Annotated in this window: 33 protein-coding genes and 1 riboswitch; of the genes, 19 read left to right on the forward strand and 14 right to left on the reverse strand. The window is 61.8% G+C overall.

Annotated elements, in window-relative coordinates; genetic code table 11:
- The first annotated feature begins 31 nt into the window (after nucleotides 1–31).
- On the forward strand, nucleotides 32–322 hold the full coding sequence (locus I6E81_RS12645) for a hypothetical protein (RefSeq protein ID WP_197108323.1): 291 nt from the start codon (nucleotides 32–34) through the stop codon (nucleotides 320–322).
- A gap of 53 nt (nucleotides 323–375) precedes the next feature.
- Here the strand turns inward: I6E81_RS12645 and I6E81_RS12650 are convergent, their stop codons facing one another.
- From I6E81_RS12650 to I6E81_RS12660, 3 genes are all read right to left on the reverse strand, one after another.
- The gene (locus I6E81_RS12650; RefSeq protein WP_197108325.1) at nucleotides 376–555 is read right to left on the reverse strand and encodes a YegP family protein; all 180 of its coding nucleotides are present in this window, start codon (nucleotides 553–555) and stop codon (nucleotides 376–378) included.
- Nucleotides 556–664: 109 nt separating this feature from the next.
- Nucleotides 665–964, reverse strand: a complete 300-nt coding sequence (locus I6E81_RS12655) for a Dabb family protein (protein ID WP_197108327.1) — start codon at nucleotides 962–964, stop codon at nucleotides 665–667.
- Entirely contained in the window at nucleotides 961–1224 is a 264-nt protein-coding gene (locus tag I6E81_RS12660) for a glutaredoxin family protein (RefSeq protein ID WP_197108329.1), read from the reverse strand. Before I6E81_RS12660 ends, I6E81_RS12655 begins: the two co-directional genes overlap by 4 nt.
- 18 nt (nucleotides 1225–1242) lie before the next feature.
- On the opposite strand from I6E81_RS12660, the gene I6E81_RS12665 reads away from it, so the two are divergent.
- Nucleotides 1243–2007 (forward strand): HAD family phosphatase, encoded by a 765-nt coding sequence (locus tag I6E81_RS12665; RefSeq protein WP_197108331.1) that lies wholly within the window; start codon nucleotides 1243–1245, stop codon nucleotides 2005–2007.
- Nucleotides 2008–2092: 85 nt separating this feature from the next.
- On the opposite strand, the gene I6E81_RS12670 is transcribed toward I6E81_RS12665, so the two are convergent.
- From I6E81_RS12670 to I6E81_RS12680, 3 genes are all read right to left on the reverse strand, one after another.
- A complete protein-coding gene (locus I6E81_RS12670; RefSeq protein WP_003792170.1) occupies nucleotides 2093–2191 on the reverse strand; it encodes an AURKAIP1/COX24 domain-containing protein in 99 nt (32 codons plus the stop codon).
- A 138-nt stretch (nucleotides 2192–2329) separates the two neighbouring features.
- The gene (locus I6E81_RS12675) at nucleotides 2330–2524 is read right to left on the reverse strand and encodes a helix-turn-helix domain-containing protein (RefSeq protein WP_129072959.1); all 195 of its coding nucleotides are present in this window, start codon (nucleotides 2522–2524) and stop codon (nucleotides 2330–2332) included.
- Nucleotides 2525–2675: 151 nt separating this feature from the next.
- Nucleotides 2676–3158: a helix-turn-helix transcriptional regulator gene (locus I6E81_RS12680; RefSeq protein WP_197108333.1), complete on the reverse strand. Its 483-nt coding sequence runs from the start codon at nucleotides 3156–3158 to the stop codon at nucleotides 2676–2678.
- 64 nt (nucleotides 3159–3222) lie between these two features.
- Between I6E81_RS12680 and I6E81_RS12685 the strand changes: the two genes are divergently transcribed.
- The 6 genes from I6E81_RS12685 to I6E81_RS12710 are packed head-to-tail and all read left to right on the forward strand — an operon-like array spanning nucleotide 3223 to nucleotide 9775.
- Entirely contained in the window at nucleotides 3223–4662 is a 1440-nt protein-coding gene (locus tag I6E81_RS12685) for a TrkH family potassium uptake protein (RefSeq protein ID WP_231604176.1), read from the forward strand.
- Entirely contained in the window at nucleotides 4655–5326 is a 672-nt protein-coding gene (locus tag I6E81_RS12690; RefSeq protein ID WP_197108335.1) for a TrkA family potassium uptake protein, read from the forward strand. The genes I6E81_RS12685 and I6E81_RS12690 overlap by 8 nt, the downstream gene beginning before the upstream one ends.
- Nucleotides 5327–5376: 50 nt before the next feature.
- The gene (locus tag I6E81_RS12695) at nucleotides 5377–6585 is read left to right on the forward strand and encodes an ROK family transcriptional regulator (RefSeq protein ID WP_197108337.1); all 1209 of its coding nucleotides are present in this window, start codon (nucleotides 5377–5379) and stop codon (nucleotides 6583–6585) included.
- A complete protein-coding gene (locus I6E81_RS12700; RefSeq protein ID WP_307784165.1) occupies nucleotides 6582–7658 on the forward strand; it encodes a sugar ABC transporter substrate-binding protein in 1077 nt (358 codons plus the stop codon). The genes I6E81_RS12695 and I6E81_RS12700 overlap by 4 nt, the downstream gene beginning before the upstream one ends.
- Nucleotides 7659–7706: 48 nt before the next feature.
- A complete protein-coding gene (locus I6E81_RS12705; protein WP_197108345.1) occupies nucleotides 7707–8531 on the forward strand; it encodes an ATP-binding cassette domain-containing protein in 825 nt (274 codons plus the stop codon).
- Nucleotides 8528–9775, forward strand: a complete 1248-nt coding sequence (locus I6E81_RS12710) for a sugar ABC transporter permease (protein ID WP_197108347.1) — start codon at nucleotides 8528–8530, stop codon at nucleotides 9773–9775. The genes I6E81_RS12705 and I6E81_RS12710 overlap by 4 nt, the downstream gene beginning before the upstream one ends.
- A 49-nt stretch (nucleotides 9776–9824) precedes the next feature.
- Here the strand turns inward: I6E81_RS12710 and proC are convergent, their stop codons facing one another.
- The gene (gene proC, locus I6E81_RS12715; protein WP_197108357.1) at nucleotides 9825–10652 is read right to left on the reverse strand and encodes a pyrroline-5-carboxylate reductase; all 828 of its coding nucleotides are present in this window, start codon (nucleotides 10650–10652) and stop codon (nucleotides 9825–9827) included.
- Between the two features lie 23 nt (nucleotides 10653–10675).
- Between proC and I6E81_RS12720 the strand changes: the two genes are divergently transcribed.
- Nucleotides 10676–11638 (forward strand): cation diffusion facilitator family transporter, encoded by a 963-nt coding sequence (locus I6E81_RS12720; RefSeq protein ID WP_197108366.1) that lies wholly within the window; start codon nucleotides 10676–10678, stop codon nucleotides 11636–11638.
- 17 nt (nucleotides 11639–11655) lie between these two features.
- Nucleotides 11656–12039 (forward strand): hypothetical protein, encoded by a 384-nt coding sequence (locus I6E81_RS12725; RefSeq protein WP_197108368.1) that lies wholly within the window; start codon nucleotides 11656–11658, stop codon nucleotides 12037–12039.
- A gap of 15 nt (nucleotides 12040–12054) precedes the next feature.
- Here the strand turns inward: I6E81_RS12725 and I6E81_RS12730 are convergent, their stop codons facing one another.
- On the reverse strand, nucleotides 12055–12507 hold the full coding sequence (locus I6E81_RS12730; RefSeq protein WP_307783977.1) for a nucleoside deaminase: 453 nt from the start codon (nucleotides 12505–12507) through the stop codon (nucleotides 12055–12057).
- 43 nt (nucleotides 12508–12550) lie between these two features.
- On the opposite strand from I6E81_RS12730, the gene upp reads away from it, so the two are divergent.
- From upp to I6E81_RS12750, 4 genes are all read left to right on the forward strand, one after another.
- Nucleotides 12551–13183 (forward strand): uracil phosphoribosyltransferase, encoded by a 633-nt coding sequence (gene upp / locus I6E81_RS12735; RefSeq protein ID WP_197108370.1) that lies wholly within the window; start codon nucleotides 12551–12553, stop codon nucleotides 13181–13183.
- 331 nt (nucleotides 13184–13514) lie between these two features.
- Entirely contained in the window at nucleotides 13515–14309 is a 795-nt protein-coding gene (locus tag I6E81_RS12740; RefSeq protein ID WP_197108372.1) for a winged helix-turn-helix domain-containing protein, read from the forward strand.
- A gap of 86 nt (nucleotides 14310–14395) precedes the next feature.
- Nucleotides 14396–15022 carry a pyridoxamine 5'-phosphate oxidase family protein gene (locus I6E81_RS12745; RefSeq protein ID WP_231604178.1) on the forward strand — a complete coding sequence of 209 codons (627 nt, stop codon included), beginning with the start codon at nucleotides 14396–14398 and terminating at the stop codon, nucleotides 15020–15022.
- A 41-nt stretch (nucleotides 15023–15063) separates the two neighbouring features.
- Nucleotides 15064–15128, forward strand: a riboswitch (guanidine-III (ykkC-III) riboswitch).
- Between the two features lie 9 nt (nucleotides 15129–15137).
- Entirely contained in the window at nucleotides 15138–15461 is a 324-nt protein-coding gene (locus I6E81_RS12750) for a multidrug efflux SMR transporter (RefSeq protein ID WP_197108374.1), read from the forward strand.
- Between the two features lie 36 nt (nucleotides 15462–15497).
- On the opposite strand, the gene I6E81_RS12755 is transcribed toward I6E81_RS12750, so the two are convergent.
- The 4 genes from I6E81_RS12755 to I6E81_RS12770 form a co-directional block, all read right to left on the reverse strand.
- Nucleotides 15498–16160 carry a hypothetical protein gene (locus I6E81_RS12755; protein WP_197108376.1) on the reverse strand — a complete coding sequence of 221 codons (663 nt, stop codon included), beginning with the start codon at nucleotides 16158–16160 and terminating at the stop codon, nucleotides 15498–15500.
- The gene (locus I6E81_RS12760; RefSeq protein WP_197108379.1) at nucleotides 16160–16861 is read right to left on the reverse strand and encodes a hypothetical protein; all 702 of its coding nucleotides are present in this window, start codon (nucleotides 16859–16861) and stop codon (nucleotides 16160–16162) included. Before I6E81_RS12760 ends, I6E81_RS12755 begins: the two co-directional genes overlap by 1 nt.
- An 86-nt stretch (nucleotides 16862–16947) precedes the next feature.
- Complete coding sequence (locus tag I6E81_RS12765; RefSeq protein WP_129072926.1) at nucleotides 16948–17616, reverse strand: hypothetical protein; 669 nt, start codon at nucleotides 17614–17616, stop codon at nucleotides 16948–16950.
- Nucleotides 17617–17715: 99 nt separating this feature from the next.
- On the reverse strand, nucleotides 17716–18390 hold the full coding sequence (locus tag I6E81_RS12770; protein WP_129072925.1) for a hypothetical protein: 675 nt from the start codon (nucleotides 18388–18390) through the stop codon (nucleotides 17716–17718).
- A gap of 272 nt (nucleotides 18391–18662) precedes the next feature.
- On the opposite strand from I6E81_RS12770, the gene I6E81_RS12775 reads away from it, so the two are divergent.
- On the forward strand, nucleotides 18663–19502 hold the full coding sequence (locus I6E81_RS12775) for a hypothetical protein (RefSeq protein WP_129072924.1): 840 nt from the start codon (nucleotides 18663–18665) through the stop codon (nucleotides 19500–19502).
- Nucleotides 19503–19862: 360 nt separating this feature from the next.
- On the opposite strand, the gene I6E81_RS12780 is transcribed toward I6E81_RS12775, so the two are convergent.
- Nucleotides 19863–20753, reverse strand: a complete 891-nt coding sequence (locus I6E81_RS12780; RefSeq protein ID WP_197108381.1) for a mechanosensitive ion channel family protein — start codon at nucleotides 20751–20753, stop codon at nucleotides 19863–19865.
- 117 nt (nucleotides 20754–20870) lie between these two features.
- On the reverse strand, nucleotides 20871–21209 hold the full coding sequence (locus I6E81_RS12785; protein WP_197108383.1) for a hypothetical protein: 339 nt from the start codon (nucleotides 21207–21209) through the stop codon (nucleotides 20871–20873).
- A 98-nt stretch (nucleotides 21210–21307) separates the two neighbouring features.
- Here I6E81_RS12785 and I6E81_RS12790 point away from each other — a divergent pair, with 98 nt between their 5' ends.
- The 4 genes from I6E81_RS12790 (at nucleotide 21308) to I6E81_RS12805 (ending at nucleotide 24924) form a co-directional block, all read left to right on the forward strand.
- Nucleotides 21308–21769 carry a MepB family protein gene (locus tag I6E81_RS12790; RefSeq protein ID WP_231604181.1) on the forward strand — a complete coding sequence of 154 codons (462 nt, stop codon included), beginning with the start codon at nucleotides 21308–21310 and terminating at the stop codon, nucleotides 21767–21769.
- A 30-nt stretch (nucleotides 21770–21799) separates the two neighbouring features.
- Nucleotides 21800–23245, forward strand: coding sequence for a deoxyribodipyrimidine photo-lyase (locus I6E81_RS12795; RefSeq protein ID WP_197108385.1), 1446 nt, complete (start codon nucleotides 21800–21802; stop codon nucleotides 23243–23245).
- Between the two features lie 312 nt (nucleotides 23246–23557).
- Nucleotides 23558–24100 carry a hypothetical protein gene (locus I6E81_RS12800; RefSeq protein WP_197108387.1) on the forward strand — a complete coding sequence of 181 codons (543 nt, stop codon included), beginning with the start codon at nucleotides 23558–23560 and terminating at the stop codon, nucleotides 24098–24100.
- Between the two features lie 101 nt (nucleotides 24101–24201).
- Complete coding sequence (locus tag I6E81_RS12805) at nucleotides 24202–24924, forward strand: metal-dependent transcriptional regulator (protein WP_197108389.1); 723 nt, start codon at nucleotides 24202–24204, stop codon at nucleotides 24922–24924.
- Nucleotides 24925–24936 lie beyond the last annotated feature (12 nt).

A 24936-nucleotide genomic window follows, 5' to 3' on the forward strand; every position in this document is an offset into this window, starting at 1 on the left:
AGCGCATAGCTCACTAAGGCAGGATGACCCCATGTCAAAGAAAATTGATTCCGCACTCAAAGATCTGAAGAAGGCACTCAACAAGCATGCTGAGGTCGTAGGCAGCAGTGCTGTCTCGCTGAAGAAGGCCCAGCGTGCGAGCGCCAAGGTAGCGGCAGCAGCAACGGCTTATGCCGAAGTAGTGCACTCCAAGAGTGGAATGGGCAATCCCTTCGACGACATGCTGCAGCCAGGACTCGACAGCGGAACGCTCGCGTCATTGGCTGCCGAGCGCGACTCCATCAAGGACCACATGACTGGTCCGATCGAAGTCAGCAAGTAGCAATCACAACGGTCGTGCTCGCGAGGATGCCCCGCGAGCACTGACACCCTGTTTTACGAAAGATCTTCGATGCTGGCCCCGCCGGCATTCTTGATGACGGACTCCACAGCACTCTTGGCTGATGCCTTCGCGACATAATTCTCACTCACCGCAAGAGTCTGGCCGTTGCTGGCAACGATGCGCCAAAAGAATGGCTGCGTCTCGCTCTTGCCTTTGACGATTTGAAACTTCATAGTTTCCTCTTTCGATCCTCGTTTCGGGACCACGCGAGAGCGCGGTAAGTGCCCCACATCCTAATGCGGAGGTATGAGCAGCCCGCAAGAGGCGGTGTCGCTCCCCGGTTTAGAGTTCGAAGTCGACGCAGGCGCGTTCGCGCGTGTTTGCTTTCACCACGGCGCCTGCTTCCACGTGCAGTGGATGAGTTCCGTAGGCCGCTAGGGCCTCAACCGAGGTGTGGTCAGACACGAGGATGACGTCCCAATTTCCGGCGACTGTTGCCACGTCCGGGCGCACTGTTAGCGCTTCGAGACCATCGATCTTGCCGACGAGAGGTTCGAGCGCCGCCGCCATGGCATCCGCAGCGATCTTCTGGTCTGCCGGATCTTCGGCGATGAGCTTCCACATAACAACGTGACGGATCATTCTGTTTCCTCCAGAAGGGCAGCGCTGAGGCGCTCGGGTTCGACACGCCAAATGGTGTGTACGCGGTCGTTGATGAGCACAACAGGAATCTCGTCCCAGTACTTCGCATTCAACTGCTCATCCTCGAGAATCGACTGCTCAGTGAGTTCGATCTCGATGGTTGAGGGCAGTGCCGCGATGACCTGATTGATCGTTTCGCGGGCATCGTCACAAAGATGACATCCCGGCTTGCCGATTAAAGTGAGACGTTTCGTGGGCACGACCCTAGAATAATGCGAATGCACGAGGTAACGTCGCCCCCACCCAGCCAGAACGCCGTTGTGGCTTTCTTTGACGTGGACAACACGCTCATGCGAGGGGCCAGTGCCTTCTATCTGAGCAAGGAAGCCTGGCGGCGTGGAATCGTGGGCTGGCGAGATATTGGTCGCTTTGCGTGGCACCAGTTTCGGTTCGTCGCTGTGGGAGAAAACCACAAACACATGACATCCGCGCGCGAGCGGGCGCTTGAGATCGTGGGCGGACATTCCCTGCAGACCCTCATTGAGCTGGCTGAGACCATCTATGAGCGTGACATTCTGCCCAACCTGTGGCCCGAAACCGTCGACTTGGCCAAAGAGCACCTCGCGAAGGGCCACGAAGTGTGGCTCATCACTGCGACGCCACAGTTCGTGGCACAAGTGATTGCCGAACGACTCGGCCTCACCGGGGCCCTCGGCACCCGCGTGCGCGCCGAAGACGGCTTTCTCACGGGAGAACTCGACGGGCACGTGCTTCACGGCCCAGAAAAGGCTGCCGTCGCCACAGAGCTAGCTGGGCGACTGGGCGCCGACCTCGCTGACTGCTGGGCGTACTCCGATTCCAGCAACGACATCCCTCTACTGAGTGCAGTGGGTAATCGTGTTGCCGTGAACGCGGATGTGAAACTCACGCACTATGCCCAAAAAATGGGTTGGCCAGTACTGCCGCTGAGCCGCGCCGGCCTCAAAGAAGCCCGGCGCCGCGTGAAGCGGCAAGCCAAGATCGTGCGCAAAAACGCTCGTTAACGCCGAACACCCGATCGTTCAGATGAACGTTCGGGTGTTCGAGTTATGACCGTCTCGAAAGACGGCCGCTAGTCATTGGGACTAGTTACTTCTTGTTGCGACGCTGGTGGCGTGTCTTACGAAGCAGCTTGCGGTGCTTCTTCTTTGCCATACGCTTGCGACGCTTTTTGATGACTGAACCCATAGGAACCTCACTGATTTCTGAACGAACCGACCCGGTCCGATTCAGAACCGCGGAAAGACATACCGGAAGAGTTTACCGCACCGGGCGGGTTTAAAAGTCTCGATGAACTGGGAATGAACCCTCAGCGACGATTCGCCGCTATCCAACCTCGGAGATTGGGGGCGCAACGGCGCTCGCTACAGCCGATTCCGGGATGCGGAATGAGCGACCAAAACGAACAGCCGGGAGTTCACCGGAGTGAACGAGACGATACACGGTCATGTTTGAGACGCGCATCATGTCCGCCACCTCAGCGACGGTGAGAAAGCGCATCTCAGATAGATCCCGTGACATCGGACCAGCCCCTTTAGTTTCACCAACTGCAGAACGCACAAAGCGACTGCACAAAGCACCCAGCATGTGACTGAAGTGCTAATCGGTAACAATAGGGGCTGGTGTGACTCGCTGTCCACCCCTAAACGCGCTCCCCCGGCGCGCCTCGCGCTTAATCCTTGCGGAAGATGCGAGAGCGCACGGTGCCCGGGAGGTGCTTTGCAGCCTCCGCAACATCGTGAAGTGCGGTGCGAGCTTGGTAAGCACGATCGGCGACTTGGCGACCCAAGTTGTCTCCGACATCCGCTCCCGACCAGGCCGAGAAAGCGCCGGTCGACGCGAGCAGCTCTTCATCGAAGTCTTCCTGGAAGTCCGCACTCAAGAACGGAATCAGCCAGTCTTCAACCTCTTCAAGAGGAGAAGAGTCGAGACGGTAATAGCGGTGCTGGCCGTCTTCACGCACCGACACCAACCCGTGATCGCGCAGCACCTTGAGGTGCTTAGAGACGGTCGGCTGACTCAAATCGAGCTTCTCGACAATCTCACTTACGCTCAGCTCGCCACTCGGAGAATCCGAGGCGATGTACTGCTCAAGCAGCACGGTCAGAAGGCTACGCCGGGTTGAATCGGCTACTACGTCAAAGATGTCGGCCATTGCAATAGGGTACCGGGGGTTTCTGAGGAGTACCATGGCCTCCTGTGCGTGGGGAGATAATTTTATGAGTTCTTGGGCACCTATGCGTGCGCACCCTCGTGAACGCAGCATCCTCGCCCGCGTTCGTGATGTGATCGATCGTTTCGCTGCGGCAACCCCCGCGCGCTTCGCTATCGCCATCTTTTCGGCGCTCGTAGTCGTTCTCACGACGATTCTTGTGTTGCCGATCTCGGCTCGGGACGGTCAGGCAACTCCCCTCGTTGACGCGCTCTTCACCGCGGTATCCGCGATTTGCGTCACCGGCCTCACCACCGTCGATATGTCGACGCACTGGTCAGCCTTCGGCAACTCCGCAATTCTCATTGGTCTTCAAGTGGGCGGAATCGGCGTTCTCACCCTGGCGAGCATGCTCGGCCTCGTTGTGTCGCGTCGCCTAGGCCTTCGCCAACGACTCATCGCCGCGAGCGACACCAACCCCTCGCGCATCCACGTCGGGCCGGTTTCTGAATCACAAGCGATCCGGCTTGGCGAGATCGGTGGTCTTCTCGCGACGGTCGCGATCAGCGCGCTCGCCATTGAAATCGTGCTCTCCCTCGTGATCATCCCGCGATTGCTCGTGGAGGGTTACGACGTGTGGCCCGCCATTTGGCAGGGCTTCTACTTCGCGGCATCCGCATTCACCAACACCGGCTTTGTGCCCGCGGTCAGCGGCATGGAAGCCTTCGCTCAAGACCCGTGGATGCTCGGAGCGATCGGTGTCGGCGTCTTCCTCGGCAGCCTCGGGTTTCCCGTGATCTTCGCGGTGGTTCGCAACCTCAAGAGCGGCGCTCGTCTCTCGGTGCACGCCCGTCTCACCCTCTTCACGACGGTGTTGTTGATCTTTGCCGGGGCGCTAGCGGTGCTGATTCTCGAATGGAACAACACCAACACCATTGGTGGGCAAAGCCTGATTTCGAGACCCCTGACATCCACCTTCTTATCGACCATGACGCGCTCGGGTGGGTTCTCCACCATCGATATCAACGAGCTCAATGGGTCGACGCTGCTTGTCTTCGACATGCTGATGTTTGTGGGCGGCGGCTCCGCTTCCACTGCGGGTGGCATCAAAGTCACGACTCTGGCCGTGCTGTTCTTGGCCGCCCTCGCCGAAGCGCGCGGCGACAACGACATGCACGCCTTCGAGCGCCGCATCCCCACCGACGTGCTTCGCCTCGCCGTCAGCGTCACGCTGTGGGGCGCAACGATCGTCGCCATCTCCACCATCGCAATATTGCAGATAACCAAAGAACCGCTCGACCGGGTGCTCTTTGATGTCATTTCTGCCTTTGCCACCTGTGGACTCTCCACGGGACTGACCGAGAACCTGCCCGATGGCGGCAAGTACATCCTCGCCGCCACAATGTGGGCCGGGCGAGTGGGAACGGTTACGCTGGCGGCAGCCCTTGCGGCCAGTCAGCGCCGTCAATTGTTCACGAGAGCAGAAGAGAGGCCCATCGTTGGTTGACAAGATCGCCCACAATGCCCCGGTGCTAGTAATCGGGCTTGGTCGCTTCGGTGCGGCCACTGCCGGTCAACTTCAGCGCCTCGACCGCGAAGTTCTTGCGATCGATGCTGACCTCAGCCTCGTGCAAAAATGGTCGGAGCGCGTCACTCACGCCGTGCAAACTGACGCTCGCAGCCTCGACGCTCTGCAGCAGATCGGCGCGCAAGACTTCTCGATCGCTGTTGTGGCTGTCGGCTCGTCGATCGAAGCCAGCGTGCTCATCACGGCCAACCTTGTCGACCTCAAGATTCCGCAGATCTGGGCCAAGGCCATCAGCCGCTCCCACGGCAAGATCCTCAACCGCATCGGCGCCAACCACGTGATCTACCCCGAAGCTGAGGCCGGCGAGCGCGTCGCGCACCTCGTGTCTGGCCGGATGATCGACTTCATCGAGTTCGATGACGACTTCGCCATCGTCAAGATGTACCCGCCGAAGCCCATCCGCGGCCTTCCGCTGAGCGAATCGCAAGTTCGCCGCAAGTACGGCATCACGGTGGTCGGGGTGAAGTCGCCCGGTAAGGAATTTACCTACGCCACTCCCGAGACGGTGATCTCGAATCACGACCTCGTGATCGTCAGCGGCAACTCCGTTGACATCGAAAAGTTCGCGACACTCGCAACGTAGCCCCGTTCGTGGACTGATCTGCGCGCACCGGCTACCTGTATCTTGATTCCGTGAGCAAAAAACGGGCGACCCCGGGGTCGCAAACTTCGCTCCGCGAAGCTAACCGCGCTCGCATTGTCGACGCGGTCAAGCACCATGGTGGGCTCACACAGATCGAATTGGCCGGGGTTACCGGTCTTTCGCCAGCCACCGTCTCCAACATTGTCAAAGAGCTCGTCACCTCCGGAGTGCTCGCGACCACCATGAGCACGCGCAGTGGTCGTCGCGCCCACCAGATCACGCTTGCTCGCGCCCTCGGCCTCGTCGCTGGCGTTCACTTCTCGGAACGCCACATGCGCGTAGCGCTCTCGGATGTCGCCCACACGGTAGTCGCCGAGCACCACATGCCGCTCGCGAAAGACCACCGCGCCGACAACGAGCTCAATCGGGCTGCCCAACTCATCACCGACATGCTCGAATCGGTCGATGCCACGCACGATGAGATCCTGGCGGTTGGCCTCGCGATGCCCGCCCCCATGGATCAATCGACGGGCATCATTTCGCGCACGGGGATCATGCGCGGCTGGGACGGCGTTCCCGTCGCAGAATCTCTCGGCATCCGCCTCAATAGCCCGGTGTATGTCGACAACAACGCCAACATGGGGGCGCTCGCCGAGTACCGCTCGGGCGCGCTGCGCGGCAAGCCCAATTCTCTCTACGTCAGCATCGATGACGGTATTGGCGCTGGCCTCATCCTGAACGGCGCGGTGTTCCGTGGACACCACGGCACTGCCGGTGAATTTGGCCACATGGTTCTCGACGAAGATGGCGCGCTCTGCCGCTGCGGCAATCGTGGATGTCTCGAAACCCTCGCCGGTGGCCAAGCCATCGTTGAGTCGGTGCGCACTGGCCGTCGCGGTCTCAAGCTTCACGATGTGGTGGTGCGCGCAATCGCCGGGGATAACGCGTGCATCCGGGCCATTGCCGATGCGGGACGCCATCTCGGCATCGCCGCCGGCAATCTGAGTAACGTCTTTGATCCCGAGCGCATCGCTGTGGGCGGCGAACTCTCGCAGGCGGGTGAGCTGCTGTTGGGCCCGATGCGGCACGCGATGGAACGTTCGGTCATTGTGGGCTCTGGGCAGGCTGCTGATCTTGTGCAGAGCCAGCTGGGGCCGCGCAGCGAGCTGTTGGGGTCGATCGCCTTTGCGATTGATCAGCTCACGATTGGAGCCGACGCCACGCTGAGCGCCGAGCCTTCGATAACGGAGGCCTCGTGACATCCGCCCGTTCTCGAATTGTGCGACTGCTGGCGACCGCGCTCGTGACGGTTCTCGCCCTCGGCGGCTGCGCGATGATCTCCCCTAACGCGTCGGCAGATAACTCCCGCACGATCGCGCTGCTGCTGCCCGAATCGAAGACGGCGCGTTACGAGGCCTATGATCGCCCGTTCTTTGAGGCGAAGGTTGCCGAGCTGTGCCCTGAGTGCGACGTGATTTATGCGAATGCCGATCAGGACCCGGCGAAGCAGCAACAGCAGGCCGAGTCTGCTTTTGCGCAGGGCATTAGCGTGCTCGTGCTCGACCCCGTCGACTCGTCAGCGGCGGTGACGATCGTGGCGACGGCCCAGTCCTACAAGGTTCCCGTGATTTCGTACGACCGCCTGATTGGCAGCCCCGAACTCGCATTTTGGGTGTCGTTCGATAACGAAAAAGTGGGTTCGTTGCAGGGCAAAGCGCTCGTCGAGCGTCTCGCCGATCAGGGCCTCTCTGAGGGCAACATTGTGATGATCAACGGCTCCCCCACCGACAACAATTCGCGCCTGTTCAAGAAGGGCGCGCACAGTGTGATCGATGGCAGCGCCTATACGGTCGTTGCCGAATTCGACACTCCCGACTGGAGCCCAGACAAAGCCCAGGAGTGGATGGCGAGCCAGGTCACCCAGTTCGGCGACAGTCTCATTGGCGTCTATGCCGCTAACGACGCAACGGCTGGCGGAGCTATCGCTGCGCTCAAGGCTGGCGGGGTGACCCCGCTGCCACCCGTCACCGGTCAGGATGCCGAACTCACCGCCATCCAACGCATTGTGAGCGGCGACCAGTACATGACCGTCTACAAGGATCTGAAGCGCGAGGCTGAGATCGCGGCGACACACGCGGTGGCCCTGCTCGACGGCAAGCAACTCGTGGGACAGAGCGAGGAAACCAACGGCGTTCCGACAACACTGCTCACTCCCGTAATCGTGACGATCGACAACATTATGGAGACCGTCGTCGCTGATGGTTTCTACACCGTCGAGCAAATTTGCACGACCGAATATGCCCAAGCGTGTGCGGCGGCGGGGATTCAGTAATGCCCCACGACACCAGCACGGTCAACGAACTCAAGGAAGAGAGCCACAATGACTAATGTCACTCCGGCCAACTCAGACGATGAGCCAATCCTTTCGCTGCGGGGAATCAGCAAGCAGTTCGGTGCGATTGAGGCACTGAGCGATGTGTCGCTCGACATCTATCCCGGCGAGGTCGTAGCGATCGTTGGCGACAACGGTGCGGGAAAGTCGACCCTCGTGAAGGTGCTCGCTGGCGTGCATCCGGCCACTTCGGGCACTATTACCTATCGCGGCGACGAAGTGTCGTTGGCGAACCCCACGGATGCCCGCGATTTGGGCATCGCGACGGTGTTTCAAGATCTAGCACTGTGCGACAACCTCGATGTGGTGTCGAACCTGTTCTTGGGTCGCGAACTCGGCACTCGAGCGCTCGATGAGGTCGAGATGGAGCAACAGACCTGGGCGCTCTTGCGGCAGCTCTCGGCCAAGATTCCTTCCGTGCGCACTCCCGTTGCCGGGCTCTCGGGCGGGCAACGCCAGACCGTCGCCATTGCGCGTTCGCTCATCGGCAATCCGTCGATTGTGGTGTTGGATGAGCCCACCGCCGCCCTCGGCGTCGCTCAAACTGCTGAGGTGCTGAACCTTATTGAGCACCTCCGCGAGCGCGGTCACGGCATCGTCTTGGTGAGTCACAACATGGCTGACGTGCAGGCCGTGGCTGACCGCGTTGTGGTGTTGCGGCTCGGCCGCAATAACGGTGACTTCGCGGTGGCCGACGTGACGTACGAAGACATCATCGCGGCGATTACGGGCGCAACGGACAACGCGGTGAGTCGCCGTGCTGGATTGACCGGCGCGACCTTCACCCGCATCAAGGAAGGACTCAGCTCATGAGCACCTCCGACCCGCAACCGCCCACGAACAACTCGCCAGCCGTCGAGTTGCCGCCCGCGTCAGGTCTCGCAGAGTCCTGGGCCGGGTTTCGGTCACGCGTGAAAGGCGGCGATCTCGGGGCGATTCCCGTTGTCGTGGGTCTTGCCCTCATCTGGACCGTGTTCCAAATCTTGAACCCGACATTCCTGTCGAGTGCGAACCTCGTGAACCTTGCGATGCAGTCCGCCGCGCTCGGCACGATCGCGCTCGGTGTAGTGCTCGTATTGCTGCTCGCTCAAATCGACCTCTCGGTTGGGTCGCTCTCCGGGCTCGCGGCCGCGATTCTGGCGGTCACGTTTACCCAGCTGAACTGGCCGCTGCCGTTCGCCATCCTCGCCGCGCTCGCCGCCGGAGCACTGTTCGGATGGTTCTATGGCTTCTTGCTGACCCGCTTTGGCGTTCCCAGCTTCGTCATCACCCTCGCGGGCCTCCTCGGCGTGCTTGGGCTCCAACTGTGGGTGCTTGGCAAGCTCGGCTCGATCAATATTCCGTTTGATTCATGGATCGTGCAATTCGCCCAGCTCATGTTTTTGCCTGCGTGGCTCTCCTACCTGCTCGCCGCGCTCGCAAGCCTCGCCTACGTTGGCACGCATCTCTCGCTGGCCAACCGCCGCATCCGCGCTGGCTTGCTGCCCGAGTCACGCACCGCGATCCTGCTTCGCGGCGGGCTCATGCTCGTCGCGCTCCTGTTGGGAACCTGGTACCTCAACACCGACCGCGGCATCGGCCTCATGTTCCTGCTCTTTGTCGTGCTCGTGATGGCCGTCAACTTTGCGCTCAAGCGCACGCGGTGGGGGCGCTCAATTTATGCCATCGGAGGCAACGTTGAAGCAGCCAGGCGTGCCGGAATCCGAGTGGATCGCGTCTACATTTCGGTGTTTATGGTGAGCGCAATGCTCGCCACTCTTGGTGGTGTTTTGGCCGCATCACGGCTTGCCGCTGCCAACCAGAGCAGCGGCGGAGGCGACACCAACCTCACCGCCATTGCGGCAGCCGTGATCGGCGGCGCAAGCCTCTTTGGCGGTCGCGGAAGCGCCTGGTCTGCCCTGCTGGGCATTGTCGTGATTCAGTCGATCTCGAGCGGCCTCACACTGCTGAGCCTTGATTCATCGGTGCGCTACATGGTCACGGGAGCAGTGTTGCTGCTCGCCGTGATCATCGACTCGATGTCTCGTCGTTCGCGCGCGCTGCACGGCCGCTTCTAAAAGCGGTCGCGCAGCCGCATAAACGAGGCCGCGTGAACCGGTGGTGGCGTTAGCCCGCAGCGAGCTCCGTGGCCCGAGCGAGCGCCGCAGCGGTCGCCTTGTCGAAAATAGCCTTCAGGTCGGCAGCCTGCAGCTGTTCAACCGCACGCTCGGTCGTGCCCTTGGGGCTCGTAACCTGCTTACGCAGTTGCGCCGGAGAACTATCGGATGACGCCAGCAGGGCGAGCGATCCCTCGAACGTTCCCGCCACCAAGGTCAGTGCCTGCTCGGGCGTGAACCCCATGTCGACCGCAGTGCGAGAAAACTCTTCGAGAATCAAGAACACGTAGGCCGGGCCGGAACCCGAGATGGTGCTGAGCGCATCAATCTGCGATTCCGGCGTTTCGACGACGGTGCCGACCGTTTCGAACACGGCGCGGCCGAGCGCGAGGTCATCCGCGGTGGCGCGCGATCCGGCGCTGAGTCCGGTCACGGCCTTGCCGACGATAGCGGGAGTGTTGGGCATGGCACGCAACACGACGTTGTCGACGATGCCCTCCATGCGCGCGGTTGTCACACCCGCAGCAACGCTGATGATGATCGCATCGGGTTCCAAGAATGGGGCGAGGGCGGTAAGGGTGTCGGGGATCATGGCGGGCTTGACGCCCAGCATCACGACCTTTGCCCCCTTCACAGCGCGCGCATTGCCATCAGGAGTATTCTCCAGCGCAAAGGACTCCACGCCCTCAGAACGCACCACAGCGGCCTTAGCCTCGGTGCGATTTGTGACGCGGATGCCCCCGCTTACAGTCACCGAGGGGTCAAGCAAACCCTGCAGGATGGCACCCCCCATTGATCCGGCGCCGACAATTGCAATGCTAGGAAGAGAAGTAGTCACGTGAACATCCTAGGATTGATGCCATGAGCGCGTCAGGCGGAACTAAGGCAATCATCGCTGCAATGGTGGCGAACGGCGGAATCGCTGTCACTAAATTCATTGCGTTTCTGATTTCGGGGTCCAGTGCGATGCTCGCTGAGAGCGTGCACTCGGTAGCGGACACCAGCAATCAGGCGTTGCTCTTGCTCGGCGGCAAGAAGGCGAAGAAGCAGGCGGATGCCGAGCATCCGTTCGGCTACGGTCGCGAGCGCTACGTGTACGCCTTTGTTGTTTCGATCATTCTGTTCTCGGTCGGTGGCGTGTTCTCGCTCTACGAGGGCATCAACAAACTGCAAGACCCGCACCCTCTTGAGCAAGCGTGGTTGCCGATCACAGTGCTGTTGATTGCCATCGTGCTGGAAGGTTTCTCGCTGCGTACCGCGGTAAGAGAGTCGAACCTCGTGCGAGGCAAGCAGAGCTGGATTGCCTTCGTGCGCCACGCCAAAGCCCCCGAACTGCCCGTCGTGCTGCTCGAAGATGTCGCTGCTCTCCTCGGCCTCGTTCTCGCCCTCTTCGGTGTCGGTCTCACGATCGTTACTGGCGACTCAATGTGGGATGCCATCGGCACGATCGCCATCGGTATCCTGCTCATTTTGGTCGCTGTCGTTCTCGGCATCGAGACGAAGAGCCTGCTCGTCGGCGAAGGTGCAACCACGAAGCAGCGCAACCTCATCCGCGACACGATCAACGCCCACCCCGACGTTCGCTCGCTCATCCACATGAAGACGCTCTACCTCGGGCCAGAAGAACTCATGGTTGCGGCCAAGATCGACTTCGGAGCGCAGACCCGGGTGAGCGACGTGGCTGCCAGTATCGATAGTGTCGAACGAGAGATTCGTGAGGCCGAGCCGATGGCCCGCGTCATCTATATCGAGCCCGATGTCTACCGTCGCCCTCCCGAAGCTGCCCCACCCACCGATGCCATCGTCATCGTGGGCAACGATTAACGAAGGAACCCGAAACCATGAACTTCGAACCAATCATTCACACCGTGCTCGCGCTACACATTCTGGGACTCGCTCTGATCATTGGCTCGTTCGCGCTCCAGCTGCGCCGCAAAGAAGGCTTCGAACTGGGCACCATGCTGATCGGTGCCATCACGCAGCTCGTCACCGGACTCATCCTTGTTGGCCTCGTGCAGATGAACGACGAAGACGTCAACAACGCCAAGATCGCCGTGAAGCTGATCTTCGCGATCGTTGTGCTCGTCGCCGTCATGATCGCGCGCTCACGCCAGGCCAAGGCCCTCAGCGCTGGCACCAGCGAAAAGAAAGCCACCCTGCCGTTCCTGCACCTTGCGGGCATGGGCGCCCTCATCAACGTGTTCGTTGCGGTGCTCTGGCACTAAGCACGGCCTAGCGCGCTAGCGGCGAGCTTCGAAGAAGTCCGTCAGCAGTGCGGCGCATTCAGCCTCTTGGATGCCCGCCACAACCTCGACCTTGTGCGGAAGCCGGCGGTCACGCAGCAAATCATTAACGCTGCCTGATGCGCCGGCTTTTTCGTCCCACGCCCCAAACACCACGCGCGGGATGCGGGCCTGCAGAATCGCGCCAGCGCACATCGTGCACGGCTCAAGGGTGACCACGAGAGTCATCTCGTCGAGGCGCCACGAACCGGTGGCCGCGGCCGCTGCCCGGATTGCCACAACCTCGGCGTGCGCCGTAGGGTCGCCCGTGAGCTCCCGCTCATTGCGCCCAACGGAGACGAGATTGTCGTTCTGATCAAAGACGAGAGCGGCGACAGGAACGTCGGCAGAGTTGGCTGTGAGCTTGGCCTCAGCGATGGCCAGCGTCATCCATTGATCGAACTTTGTCACGATCGGTTCTCCAAGTGGTCCGTACCTCAAGTAGATTTAGCCTATGCGAGTTCACGTTGCCGACCACCCGCTCATCACGCACAAGCTCACCGTGCTGCGCGACAAGAACACCGCCGCCCCCACATTTCGGGCGCTGACGGAGGAGCTAGTCACGCTTTTGGCGTACGAAGCGACCCGTTCGGTGCGCGTCGAAGAGGTCGACATTGAGACCCCCGTTACCGCGACGAAGGGTGTGGCAATCAGCTCGCCCAAGCCGCTCGTGGTGCCAATTCTTCGCGCCGGACTCGGAATGCTTGAAGGAATGGTCAAGCTCGTTCCGACCGCTGAAGTCGGATTCTTGGGCATGGTGCGCAACGAAGAAACGCTGAAGCCAGACACCTACGCCGAACGCCTGCCCGACGATCTGTCGAACCGCCAGTGCTTCGTTCTCGACCCCATGCTGGCCACCGGTGGCTCGCTCATTGCGGCCATCCAGTACCTGCTTGACCGCGGTGCTACGGATGTCACGGCCGTCTGCATCCTCGGAGCCCCCGAAGGTCTCGCCGCTGTTGAAAAGGCCATGGAAGGCCAAAACGTCACGATCGTGCTCGGCGCGCTCGACGAACGCCTCAACGAGAACGGCTACATCGTGCCCGGCCTGGGCGATGCTGGCGACCGACTGTACGGTCTCGTCTAGCAGCACAATTGTCGCGCGCAACTTGACAGAGGCGCGCTGCATGAAACATCATTGCAACCATGACTGTACAAACTCGCGACCTGACCGCCCTCGTGGCTTCCAGGACCGCTAGCGCGATGCTTACGAGCACTGCGGTGGCGGGCGACGTTTCGTGTTGTCGAATGTGTGCCTAGTCGGCCTACCTGCGCCGGGCATTCTCACCAGATGGGATGCCCCTCAGATCTTCGTCCTCATAACGGCGACTATCTAGCTCGACACACTATTTTTTTCCGAAGGATCACACCCTCATCATCAGAGGCCCTTCACCCCTTATCCAAGGATTTCTGGACCCATGTCACTTGCAACAATCGAACGCACCACTCGCACCTCTTTCGCTTCTGCGGCTCCCGCGTTGGCACCGACCTACACTCCGCCGGCCCGCGACCTGTCGATTGCCGTGCAGCCCGCTCGCAGCGTGCGCCCCGCAACGCCGACACCGGCACCCGCCGCGCCAGCCGCTGACGCACCGCACTTGCGCGCTGTTCCGCAGGGAACCGAAGCTCGTGGCTTCGTGCTCTACGTCGGCATCGACGAGCTCAAGGCCGCCGCAGCCGGCACCGACCTGAGCGCGATCGTCGAACAGCTCAAGCTCCTCACGCAGCAGCTCGTACCGAACGCCGAAACTCACGCCGCCGTTGCCCTCGCCCCCGTGGGCGCTGGTGGACGCGACGTCGACGTCGTGCGCCTCGCCCTGCAGGACCCTTCCGCTCTCGCCAAGCACCGCCAGGTTGAAGAGCCCGAAGAGAAGCCCGCGAGCGGTGTGGTCGTTGACCTCTCCCGCAAGCGCGTGCTCATCGATGACGCGCCCGCAGCCCTCACCTACAAAGAGTTCGAACTACTGCAGTTCCTCATCCTGCGCGAATCGCAGACCATCGACCGCGCGCAGCTCATCTCCACCCTGTGGTCAGCAGAAGACGACGAAGCGCCCAACGAACGCACCATCGACGTGCACATTCGTCGCCTGCGCTCCAAGCTCGGCGCGTACGAAGATGTTGTTCGTACGGTTCGTGGCATCGGGTACCGCTACGACCGTCATCCGGATGTCTCGGTGCGCTTCGCCTCGACCCCCAGCCCCGACTTCATCTAGCGGCTCTTCGCGCCGTCGCTGCGGGTGCAGAGAACCACTCTCGCTCGACGTAGAGGTTCAGCGCTGGCGCGTGTCACACTGACCGGATGACAACGACTGATGCCACCCGGATGCCCGAGAAGATGTCACGGGATCGAGAAGCCCTCGACGCGCTGCTCGACTCGGAGATCGTCGGGAACGTCGCCTATGTTCACGACGACGGAACCCCCGGCGTTTTGCCGACCGCGGTTGCTCGCCTCGGCGATGAGTTGATCGTGCACGGGTCGAGCGGTTCGCGCTGGATGCGGTTGGTTTCCGGAGCGCCCGTCGCAGTCTCGGTCACGGCAGTCGGCGGCATCGTGGTGGCGCGCTCCGCCTTCGAGTCGTCGCTCATCTACAGCAGCGCCGTACTGTTCGGCTCCTTTCGCGTGCTCGAGGGCGAGGAAAAAGCTGCCGCCGTCAACGCCATCACCGAGAAGATGATTCCCGGTCGTCTGGCCGAAGTGCGCCCCAACAGCAAGAAGGAACTCGCCGCCACCCTCGTGCTTGCGCTGCCGATCGCGGAATGGTCGTTGCGCACCTCCGACGACTGGCCCGATGACACCGACGACGATATCGCCGGTGACGCGTGGGGCGGGCAGGTGCGGTTTGGGGCTCGAGCCGTGGAGGTTGTTGCCACGCCTGACCTACGCTCCGGCATCCGCGTGCCTGAGTCTGTTCGGGCGTTCGAATAAGCGCTGCCCCGCCAAGTCATGCCCCGTTTGATACGCTGAATCTGTAGCCGCAATAGTCGGCTCCCGACGACGGATCAGTACCGGGTACGCGAAAAGACTGGCCAAGGAGACTCTTGTGTATTGGCTTGTTTTGATTCTTTCTGGCGTGCTCGAAGCCGTCTGGGCCACCGCCCTCGGCAAGTCGGAGGGCTTCACGAAGCTCTGGCCGACCGTGATTTTCGGCGTTGCCATTCTCGTAAGCATGGGCGGTCTCGGCTACGCCATGCGCGAGATCCCCATCGGCACCGCCTACGCGATCTGGGTCGGCATCGGCGCTGCGCTGACCGTGACCTACGCCATGGTCTTCGGCGGCGAACCCATCTCGTGGATCAAGGTGCTGCTCATTACGGGACTCATCGGCTGCATTGTCGGGCTCAAGCTCGTCGACACGGCCCACTAGCGGTCGCCTGCCGCCGCCCCGACACAGCGCAGAGGGCTAGCGCGAGGCGTGCACGACCGCGGCGATTAACCCCAGCATTGCGGCCAAGTCGAGGGCCCCCCACGAGAAGATTCGCCGCCGTTGCCCCACGCGCATTCTCCACCACAAGAGACCCACTACTGCGATGAGCAGTCCGGGCCACCACGCGACCGAGGCGACAAACTTCACTTCGTCAGCACGATCCGCAAGATTGGACGCGAGGACGTTATAACCCGCGGTACCTGCCGCGTAGCCTGCGACGATGGAGAGCACGATGAACGCGCCGCCCGCCAACACAAAGAGGATGCCTCCATAGAGTTGGTCCCAGCCACGCGGAAAGTGTCGGGGAGCGAGGGCATCGGGTTCGATTAGCCGCCTGGCCCTCCATTGGCGGGTGCTGACGACATTGACGGATGCGACGCCGAGGGAAACGACAGCGGCGAGACCAATAATCGCCCAACCAGGAACCGCCGTCACAAAAAGAGCGATCGAACTGGCCACGATAAAAATAGCGAGACCGAGCGGCCCCAAGCAGACCACCACGAGAAGAACGAGCATCCAGCCCTGAAGGATGCCGGCGAGGCCGAGGGATGAAGCAATCACCGCGACGACACCCACGCCGACGATGTAGCCGATCTGCGCGGGCCGACGATCAATAATGTGCCGCGAATCGCCGCCCACTAGCGGGAACTGACGTCTAAGAGAACGCTGATGAGCACGAGCATTGCCACGAGATCGATCGCTGCCCACGCGGTAGCGGGTCTTCCTTTATCGACGCGAATAATCCACGTCACAAGACCGGCGACAGCAATCAGTAAACCCGGCCACCAGATGACGGCAGCTGCACATTTCACCGGGTCGGCCTCGTCTACCGAGACGCCGGACGACATTCCATCCGCCAGCAGGATGACGCCTCCCGCGATCACTGAGAGCGCGATGAAGGCCCAACCGGCAAGCGCGAAGAGCAGCTTGCTGAACGCTAGCCCATACCTCCGCGCCACGTCCGGCTCGTCCCCACTCAGCCCCTCAGAGGAAGGCGTGGCAGCGGCGATTCGTCGGCGACGTCTGCCCTTCACGATGATCACGTTGAGTGACGCGGTAGCCATCGCGACCGCGGCTCCCATCGCGACCGCGATCGCCACGTCTGAAGCAGAGTTCGCTAGAGCAAACACCGCGGTGACGGGGAATGCCAGAAGGGCAGCGGCCGCAAGCCCCAGCGGTCCAAGGTAAAGGATCATCAGCAGCGGAAGAGTTCGCAGGTCGAACTGAGAGATCCAGATGAGCAGTGCACTCAGCACCCCGGCCCCGGCGATATAGCCGACCGTGACAGGCCACCTCTCAAGCTGAATAGCCCAGCGATCGACGACGGCACTGAGAGTCATATAGTGAGCGTAACCCAACATACCCTTGCGGCAGGCTCAGCCCGATCCGCCCCTCGCGGCGCGCAGTGTGCACCGAGGGCGCAGAATTAGGGCGCAGCGCCCTGCGTGACGTCGGCCCACAGAATGCCGATGAGCGTCAGCATGATCGCGAGGTCCGCGATCGCCCACCGCAGCACGGGCTCCCCGCGACGGGTATTCACAATCCACAGCCGCAGGCCTGCAATCGCCACGACAAGACCCGGCACCCACACGATCGCCGACAGGAAGATCAGATGGTTCGCCCGTTCGACCGGCACACGAACCGTAATCCCGCCGGCGGTTCCCGCCGTACCCCCGGCGAAGAAGCAGAGAAAGATAAACGCGAGCCCAGCCGCCACGAACAGAACGGCGGCGAGCTGCTGGCGCCAACCGTGCCGACGCTCCTCCGCTTCAAACGGCCTCTCCAGCGGAGGTGCAGGCCTGCGCCACCGCGCAAGAATTTCGACATTGACGAACGCAATGCCGACCGCCATTACTAGGCTAAACAGAGCAGTGATCCACTCGTAAATCCCGTACACCTCGGGAAGACGGAGCGCTCCCAAGAAGAGCGCGACAAGTCCTAGAGGACCCAAATAGATCGCTAGGGCCAACTCGGCGATCGGCGAGAACACAACGCCTGGGCCTGCTAGCGAGAATGCCACCACGGTCATCACCCCGGCGCCAACAATGTATTTGCGCTTCTTCGGTGTGCGCGTGGCATTGTCGATCAGAGTCATTAGTTGATCATGGGGCACACGGCCGCAGCCCGCCAGCCCGCGAATGAGGGTGGCTCATGTCGCGCCGCGGGTAGCCCACGACGGCTTGAGCGGTTTCTCCTATCCGAGATGCGAGACTCCAGCCGACCCGAACAACAGCGTCGCCAGGAGTGCGAGCTGGAGAAGGGCGTCGGCAAGCGCCCAAGACAGGCTGCCCCTCCCTCGGACCTCGTTCAGCACCCACAGCACAAGACCGCCGAGCGCTGCGGCGAGCCCCACCAACCAGACAGCGAACAAGAACGATGCCAGGTAAGGTCCGGCACCGGGTTGGGCTGTTCCCTGGCCAGAGCTCAGAGCCAGGTATCCCGCCACTACACACAGCACGATGAACACAAACCCCGCGACGACGAACAAGACTGCCGCGGCTACTCGACCCAACACGGTGTCACCGGCACGCCGGTCGGCGACTCGCACCCCGCTGCGCAGGTGGGCAATCCAGCCGAAGACCACAACAACATTGAGCAGTGCGGTGCCCATGGATAGAGGGATGACAATGGCGAGACCCAGCACAGAAGGTAACGCGGCGTTCCAGAGGACGAAGACAATCGGAAGCGCGAGCGTGGAAAACGTAATGACACCGAGAGGGCCCAGCACAAAGAAGATAGCTAAGCCAAAGAACACAACGAATTCGTCGCCGGCGGGCGAGCTGAGATAGGCACCGGAGAGCATGACCGCAGTGGCACCCACGTAAGCGAATAACGCCGCGTACTTATCAGTGCCAGCGCCGAGGATCATCTGTCGAGCATGCGTCACTTTGCGCACTCCCGCCAGCCCGCGAATGAGGGTGGGTCGCGGGCTGGCGGGCTGGCGTTCTGAAGCGTTCGCGGTATTGACCCGCGGTCGGGGTCAGCCGCCTCCCCGCTTTGCGCAGGAAACGTGGGGCAAGGAACACCTGTCGGCCGTCGCAACCGGCCGAGTCGACCACCCCTTCTGGGGTTGTCCCCGCCTGACACTAGGCTGCCAGAATTGAGTGATGCTCGCGCGGGGGTGCGAGTCGAGGGGAATTGATGAAGCAAGCTGGACCACGGGATTGGTCGCCGCCCGAGAACAACAACTATCGTCCGGCAGATAGCTACCGTTACCCGTCGAATAAGTCGACGACCACATTCGCCCCGCGGAAGTTGGTGCGCAACGGGCCCGGACGAATCTCGCTGCTCTTCGGCATCATCGCTGCCGGGCTTGCCCTGTTCCCCGTCGCCTCGGCGGGAGCAGGGAACGGATACATTGCCTCCACGGCGGGAATCACCGCGATCGCCTACGGTTTCTACGCCCTCAGACTTCGCCACTACCGGGAGGCCACCGCCCGGCTAAGTCCAATCATTGGCATCCTTCTGGGAGCTTTCGGAACGCTTCTGATGACCGCACTTGTCGCCAACTTCTATCTCAACGGGTCGGCCCTCAACTCTCCCCTGACATTTCAGGTCGCGCAGACAGAATTCACGTTTGATTCGGAAGGCTTAGCCCTGTCGACGCCCGCCGAAAGCGCGGCTAACGGCGGGACCGGCCCGACCACCGAGATCATCACACCAGCGCCGGTCGCCGCGCCTGCGTCATTCGCGTCCGCCGCCGAAGAACGGATGGCGCTCATTCAACATCTTGGCACCGTGCAGTTCGTGCTGAAGCAGATCGCGCCGCAGAGCAAGCCCGCCAGCCTCAGCCTTGCCACCCCCGGCGGCACCCTCTCGACACCGGACGGGCACGCGCTCACGATCTTGCCCGAAGGCACCGTGGTCAACTATGCCCCCTCGGCAGATGGCTCCAATTACGTCATGACGCTTAAGGGTGCAACCTTTGGCAGCATGGTGCAGCTCGACACCGCGGTCGGCCAGATCGTGGCGCTGAATTAGCTTTCCTGCCGGAGCGAGCGGCACATCGAGCGGCAACCGAACGTCGCTGCTCATCTGCGCGGAAACATCCGATTTCGGCCCATTTTGCCCAGAAACGTAGGGGGTAGACAGACTTTTCTGGAAATTTGCCAAAAATAACGGAATGGTAACTAGACAGCGTTATGTTTCCGTTATACATTCATAGAGCAGAAGTTGTTTGCTGTGGCAGCTACTGCGGAATGTGATTGCAGGACACTCTTGGTGCAAAGGGAGAGGGTCGGTTTCATGCCTCTGAAACCGGCCCTCGAACTATTTAGCGGGCACCCCAGCAAACTTCCACAATCAAGCAATTGACCGCGAACCTCGTCACGACGCCTGCGGCTAGAGACTGTCCTCGCTGCGGGGCTCCCGCGGATCGAGCATGATCTTCTGGATCGGGAACGGCATCTCAATGTCGGCCGCCGTGAGTGCCCGTTTGATCGCCTCAAGAACCTGATCTTGTGCCTCAACCGCTTCGCGACGATCCGGTGGGCTAATCCAGAAGCGAACCTCAAGAATCACGCTGAAGTCGCCGAGCAGATTCACGAGAACCTCCGGCGTCGGGTCTGTGACGATGCCCGGCAAGGTCGCAATCGCCTCAAGGATGGCGGCACGAGCATCCGCAATGCTTTCGTCATAGCCAATCCCCACCTCCACACTGAGCCGGCGGTTCTCATACGCCGTGTTCACGACGACCCGCTTCGTGTAGAGCTCGCTGTTGGGAATCACCACCACCCGGTTGTCATAGGTGCGCAGCAGCGTTGCACGCACCAAAATGTCCACAACTTCGCCCTCATGATTCTCCGACACGATCTGGTCACCGATGCGAAATGGTCGAGTAAACAGAATCAGGATGCCGGCAAGCAGATTCTGAAAGATGTCGCGGAAGGCGAAGCCAATTACGACACCGCCAACGCCCAGAGCTCCGAACAATGACGCCGGGGTGATGGTCGGAAAGATCACCGTGAGCGCGACAAGCAGCCCAAACGTGAGAATGCTCCAAGCAGTAAGGCGGCTCAGCACCATCTGGAGCCCGCGCGGCCGGCCGGCCCGCTGCATAGCCAGCCCCACGAGCTTGGCTACGACCCACGACAGGGCCCAAAAAATGAGGAAGACCACAATGCCGATGATCACATTGGGGAGGGAAAGAAATAGGGAGGAGAAAATGTTCTCCACACGCTCAATCACATCGCCGAAATCGACCGACTCCTGCCGAAAACCAGATCCTGTCATCGCACGGTAACCCCTCAGTCGAAACGCCGCCATCGACACCGACGACTGTTTTGCGCGAGTCTACGCCCCCAGCAACACCACCCCGCAGGCGTCAACCACCTCATTTAACGGGCACCGCTACAGGGCAAAAAGCCACACCACCACTATAAGAACGGCCATCAGGGCACAGTCAACAATCGCCCACGGTAACAGTGTCCTTTTTGCCTTGGCTCGGATAATCCAGATCGCCAGCCCCGCCAGAGCGGCCGCCAACCCCATCCACCACGCGGCACCAGCAACAACCAACGACTGACCGTTCCAGGCCACAGGGACCACAGCGGGCACCCCACTCGCCATGATGGTCGCAGTGCCCGCCAGAGCGCTCAGCACCACAAATCCACACCCCGCAAAGACGAATAGCAGAATGCCCAGCACCTCATGTCGTTCATTCAGCGGGCCTGCCGTGCGTGCGGTCATTCCCAGAGTATTACCCAGAAAGCGTTGCTCCACCAGCCCACACGTGCGGCGATCGCGCGCGCTTCGGCCTAGGCTGACACGACCGCCGAATCGAACGGATGACCGTGACCACTGCCCCGCTGCAACCGGATGTAGCCCGCGCCATCCATGCTCTCGGTGACGTACTGCCCGAGCACGATCAACTCGTGGCCGAGCCCGACAACGCCGAGTACGGGGCCGTCACCACGCTTCCTGCTGCAACCCGGTTTCGGGTCGCAAAACTGACCCCCACTAAGCCGGGTTTCTTCGTCACCGTTTGGCGGCGAGACACTGACGGCACCACGCAACCATTCCCCAGCGACGATGGCACCCAGCACCTCGTCGTCGCCACCCGCGACAGCAACGGCTTTGGTGCGTTCGTCTTTCCGCTCAGCGTCCTGATCGTCCGCGGCATCGTTTCGGATGGCGGCCGCGGCGGCAAGCGCGGTTTTCGCGTGTACCCGCCCTGGGCCGACACCCGCAATCGCCAAGCCCAGAACACCCAGCAGTGGCAATGTGAGCACTTTCACCTGCTCAGCTAAATAGTCAGCCGCCGACCCTAGAGTTGAGCCGTGAGCGGAAACCAGAATCAGCCCTCCATCGTGTGGCTGCGTAACGACCTGCGACTAGCCGACAACCCTGCGCTAACTGCGGCCGCGAGCGAAGGCCGACCGCTTGTTGTCGTCTACATTCATGATGAAACCGGCGACGGCATCCGCCCGCTGGGTGCGGCAAGCAAGTGGTGGCTGCATCACAGCCTCACTGCTCTGGATGCCGCCCTGCAGAATCTAGGCGGCCAGCTGACCCTGCGTCACGGCCCTGCCGCGCAGGTGCTGCCGGCGCTCGTGGACGAGCTCGGCGCCGCCTCGGTGCACTGGAACCGCCGCTACACGGCCGCCCGGGATATTGACGCTGGCCTCAAAACTAGCCTGCGCGAGCAGGGGCTCTCGGTCGAAAGCCATCAGGGCAATCTGTTGAACGAGCCGTGGCATATCCGCAATGGGCAGGGCGAGCCGTACAAGGTTTTCACTCCGTATTGGCGTGCGGCGCAAGATCGTCCGGTGCGGGATGCACTGTCGGCGCCGACCGCAGCCGAGCTGAGTTGGCCTGCCGACTCCCCCGCGAGCGACGACCTCGCCGACTGGAATCTGCTGCCCACCCGCCCCGACTGGGCCGAAGGACTGCGCGAGACCTGGACTCCCGGCGAAGACGGCGCCCACGCTCGCCTTGAGAGTTTCGTCGCCGAACGCCTCGCCGACTATCACCGCCGCGATGAACCTGCCGTGGATGCCACGAGTGGCCTCAGCCCGCACCTGCGGTTCGGCGAGATCAGCCCCACTCAGGTCTGGAACCGGCTGCGCGGCAACGGTAGCGGCGCCGGTGACGGCTCCGCCGACGTGCCCGCCGCCGCCCGCAAGAACGTCGCCAAGTTCCTCAGCGAAATTGGCTGGCGCGAATTCTCCACCGCCTTGCTCTTCGACAACCCGCGCCTCGCGACCGACAGCTACCGGCCCGCCTACAACGCCTTTCCCTGGGGCTACACCGTCGACCAACTCGGCGACGTGAACGAACCCGCCGGTGTCAGCGAAGTCGACGCGTGGCGCCGCGGCCGCACCGGCATCCCCCTCGTCGATGCCGGGATGCGCGAGCTCTGGCACACCGGCACGATGCACAACCGCGTACGCATGGTCGTCGCGAGCTTCCTCATCAAGAACTTGCTCATCGACTGGCGGGCCGGCGAACAGTGGTTCTGGGACACCCTCGTCGACGCCGACGAAGCCAGCAACCCCGCCAACTGGCAGTGGGTTGCCGGATCCGGTGCGGATGCCGCCCCCTACTTCCGTGTGTTCAACCCCGTCTTGCAGCAGAAAAAGTTCGACCCCACGGGTGACTACGTCTCGTACTGGATCCCCGAACTCGGCACCGACGCGTATCCCGAACCGATCGTGGATCTTGCCGAAACCCGCCGCGAAGCCCTCGAGGCGTACACGGCCGTGAAGGCCGCGGCGGCGGAGTAAGAACTCCCGGCGGCCTATGCGGCGGCTGTTTTTGGCGCGCCCGGCGAGCTCGAATCAGCCGTTGGATGCACCACTGGGCACTTCACCAGAATCCACTCAGTCGACTGCCAGCTTGCGCCAACAGCCCCAGAAACATGCGGATCCGAGGCCCCTGGCAGCCCGCATCCGCACCCCAGATTGCTCGAATTTCAACTTTTTTGACATGACCCCCAAACCGGTTACGGCCGCACTCCGGAGTACTCATTGCGCCTCGGGAAAGCCTCGAGACGCAGAGCCTCTACGGAGGCCGACCACGTAAGAAGGAGTTCAGTCATGAACGCATTTACGAAGAAGACAACGCTCGGCGCAACCGCTACCGCAGTAGCCCTCATCGCGGTAGGAGCAGCAGCTCCCGCCATGGCAGCCACCGGCGACAGCTACACCTCGACGAAGTCATACTCCTACTCCTCCCCCAAGCAGACCGACATTCCCGTCGTTGTAGCACCCGAGGTCGGCGACGTTGACCTTCTGGGTGGAGACATCCTCGGTGGCGGCATCCTCAACGGCGACCTTCTCAACGGCAACGCTGTTGCTTCAGGCAACGAGGTCAACGCCCCCGTAGCTTCGGGCAACGACACCGCAGTCGGCAACGTGAGCGACTCCGCGAACGTGTCTGACGTAGCGAACGACGCCAACGTCTCTGACGTCGTCGACAACGCAACGCAGGTAACCGACGTTGTAGACAACGCGACTGACGTAGTGACCGACGTCACTGACATTGTTGATGTCGACGACATTCTCGACGATGTTGTTGACGCAGACGACATCGTCGGTGACATCACCGGTGACCTCGGCCTGAACGGAATCTTCAACTAACTTTCTTCACCCGCTTGCCCCCGCCTGATGTTCTCCGGGCGGGGGCAAGTTTCGTTAACTACGTCTGCCCGTACTTCAATCTTCGGCTTTAGACTGGGCGCATGTCGGTCACAGAGCTCTCGGTCAGCACCCAGAACTACCTGAAGACCGTGTGGAGCCTTTCCGAATGGTCAGATGCCCCCGTCACCGCCACCGTGATCGCCGAACGCACCGGCTACACGCTGTCGAGCGTCTCGGATGCCGTGCGTCGCCTCACCGATCAAGGCTTTCTGGATCATGCCCGCTACGGTTCCATTGCACTCACCGACGTGGGTCGCGCGCACGCCGTGGCGATGGTTCGCCGCCACCGCCTCATCGAATCGTTTCTCGTCAGCGTGCTCGGCTACACCTGGGATCAAGTGCACGACGAAGCCGAAAACCTTGAGCACGCCGTCTCTGACTTCATGGTCGAACGCATCGATGAGTTTCTCGAACACCCCACCCGTGACCCGCACGGCGATCCCATCCCCAGCGCCGACGGCGTGATTACGATCCCGGATGCCGTGCAGCTCACCCGCGTCGCCCCCGGCAGCACCGTCGTCGTCGAACGCATCTCCGACGACGACCCCGAGCTACTCAAGTTCTTCGAAGAGCGCGGCATCGGATTCGAAGCGAAGCTCAGCGTGAATGCCGGGGCACCGTATTCGGATGCGCTCGAGGTTGTTGTGGTTGGTGATGCTGGCGGCGCGAGCGGTGAGGCTGCAGGCCAATCCGCTGCGCCGATTAGCCTGGGCCGGAGCGCGACCGACGCACTCTACGTATCGGGCGGCACCCTCGCCGAATGACTTGAGGCGCAC

Source organism: Salinibacterium sp. NG22, assembly GCF_015864925.1.
GTDB lineage: Bacteria > Actinomycetota > Actinomycetes > Actinomycetales > Microbacteriaceae > Rhodoglobus.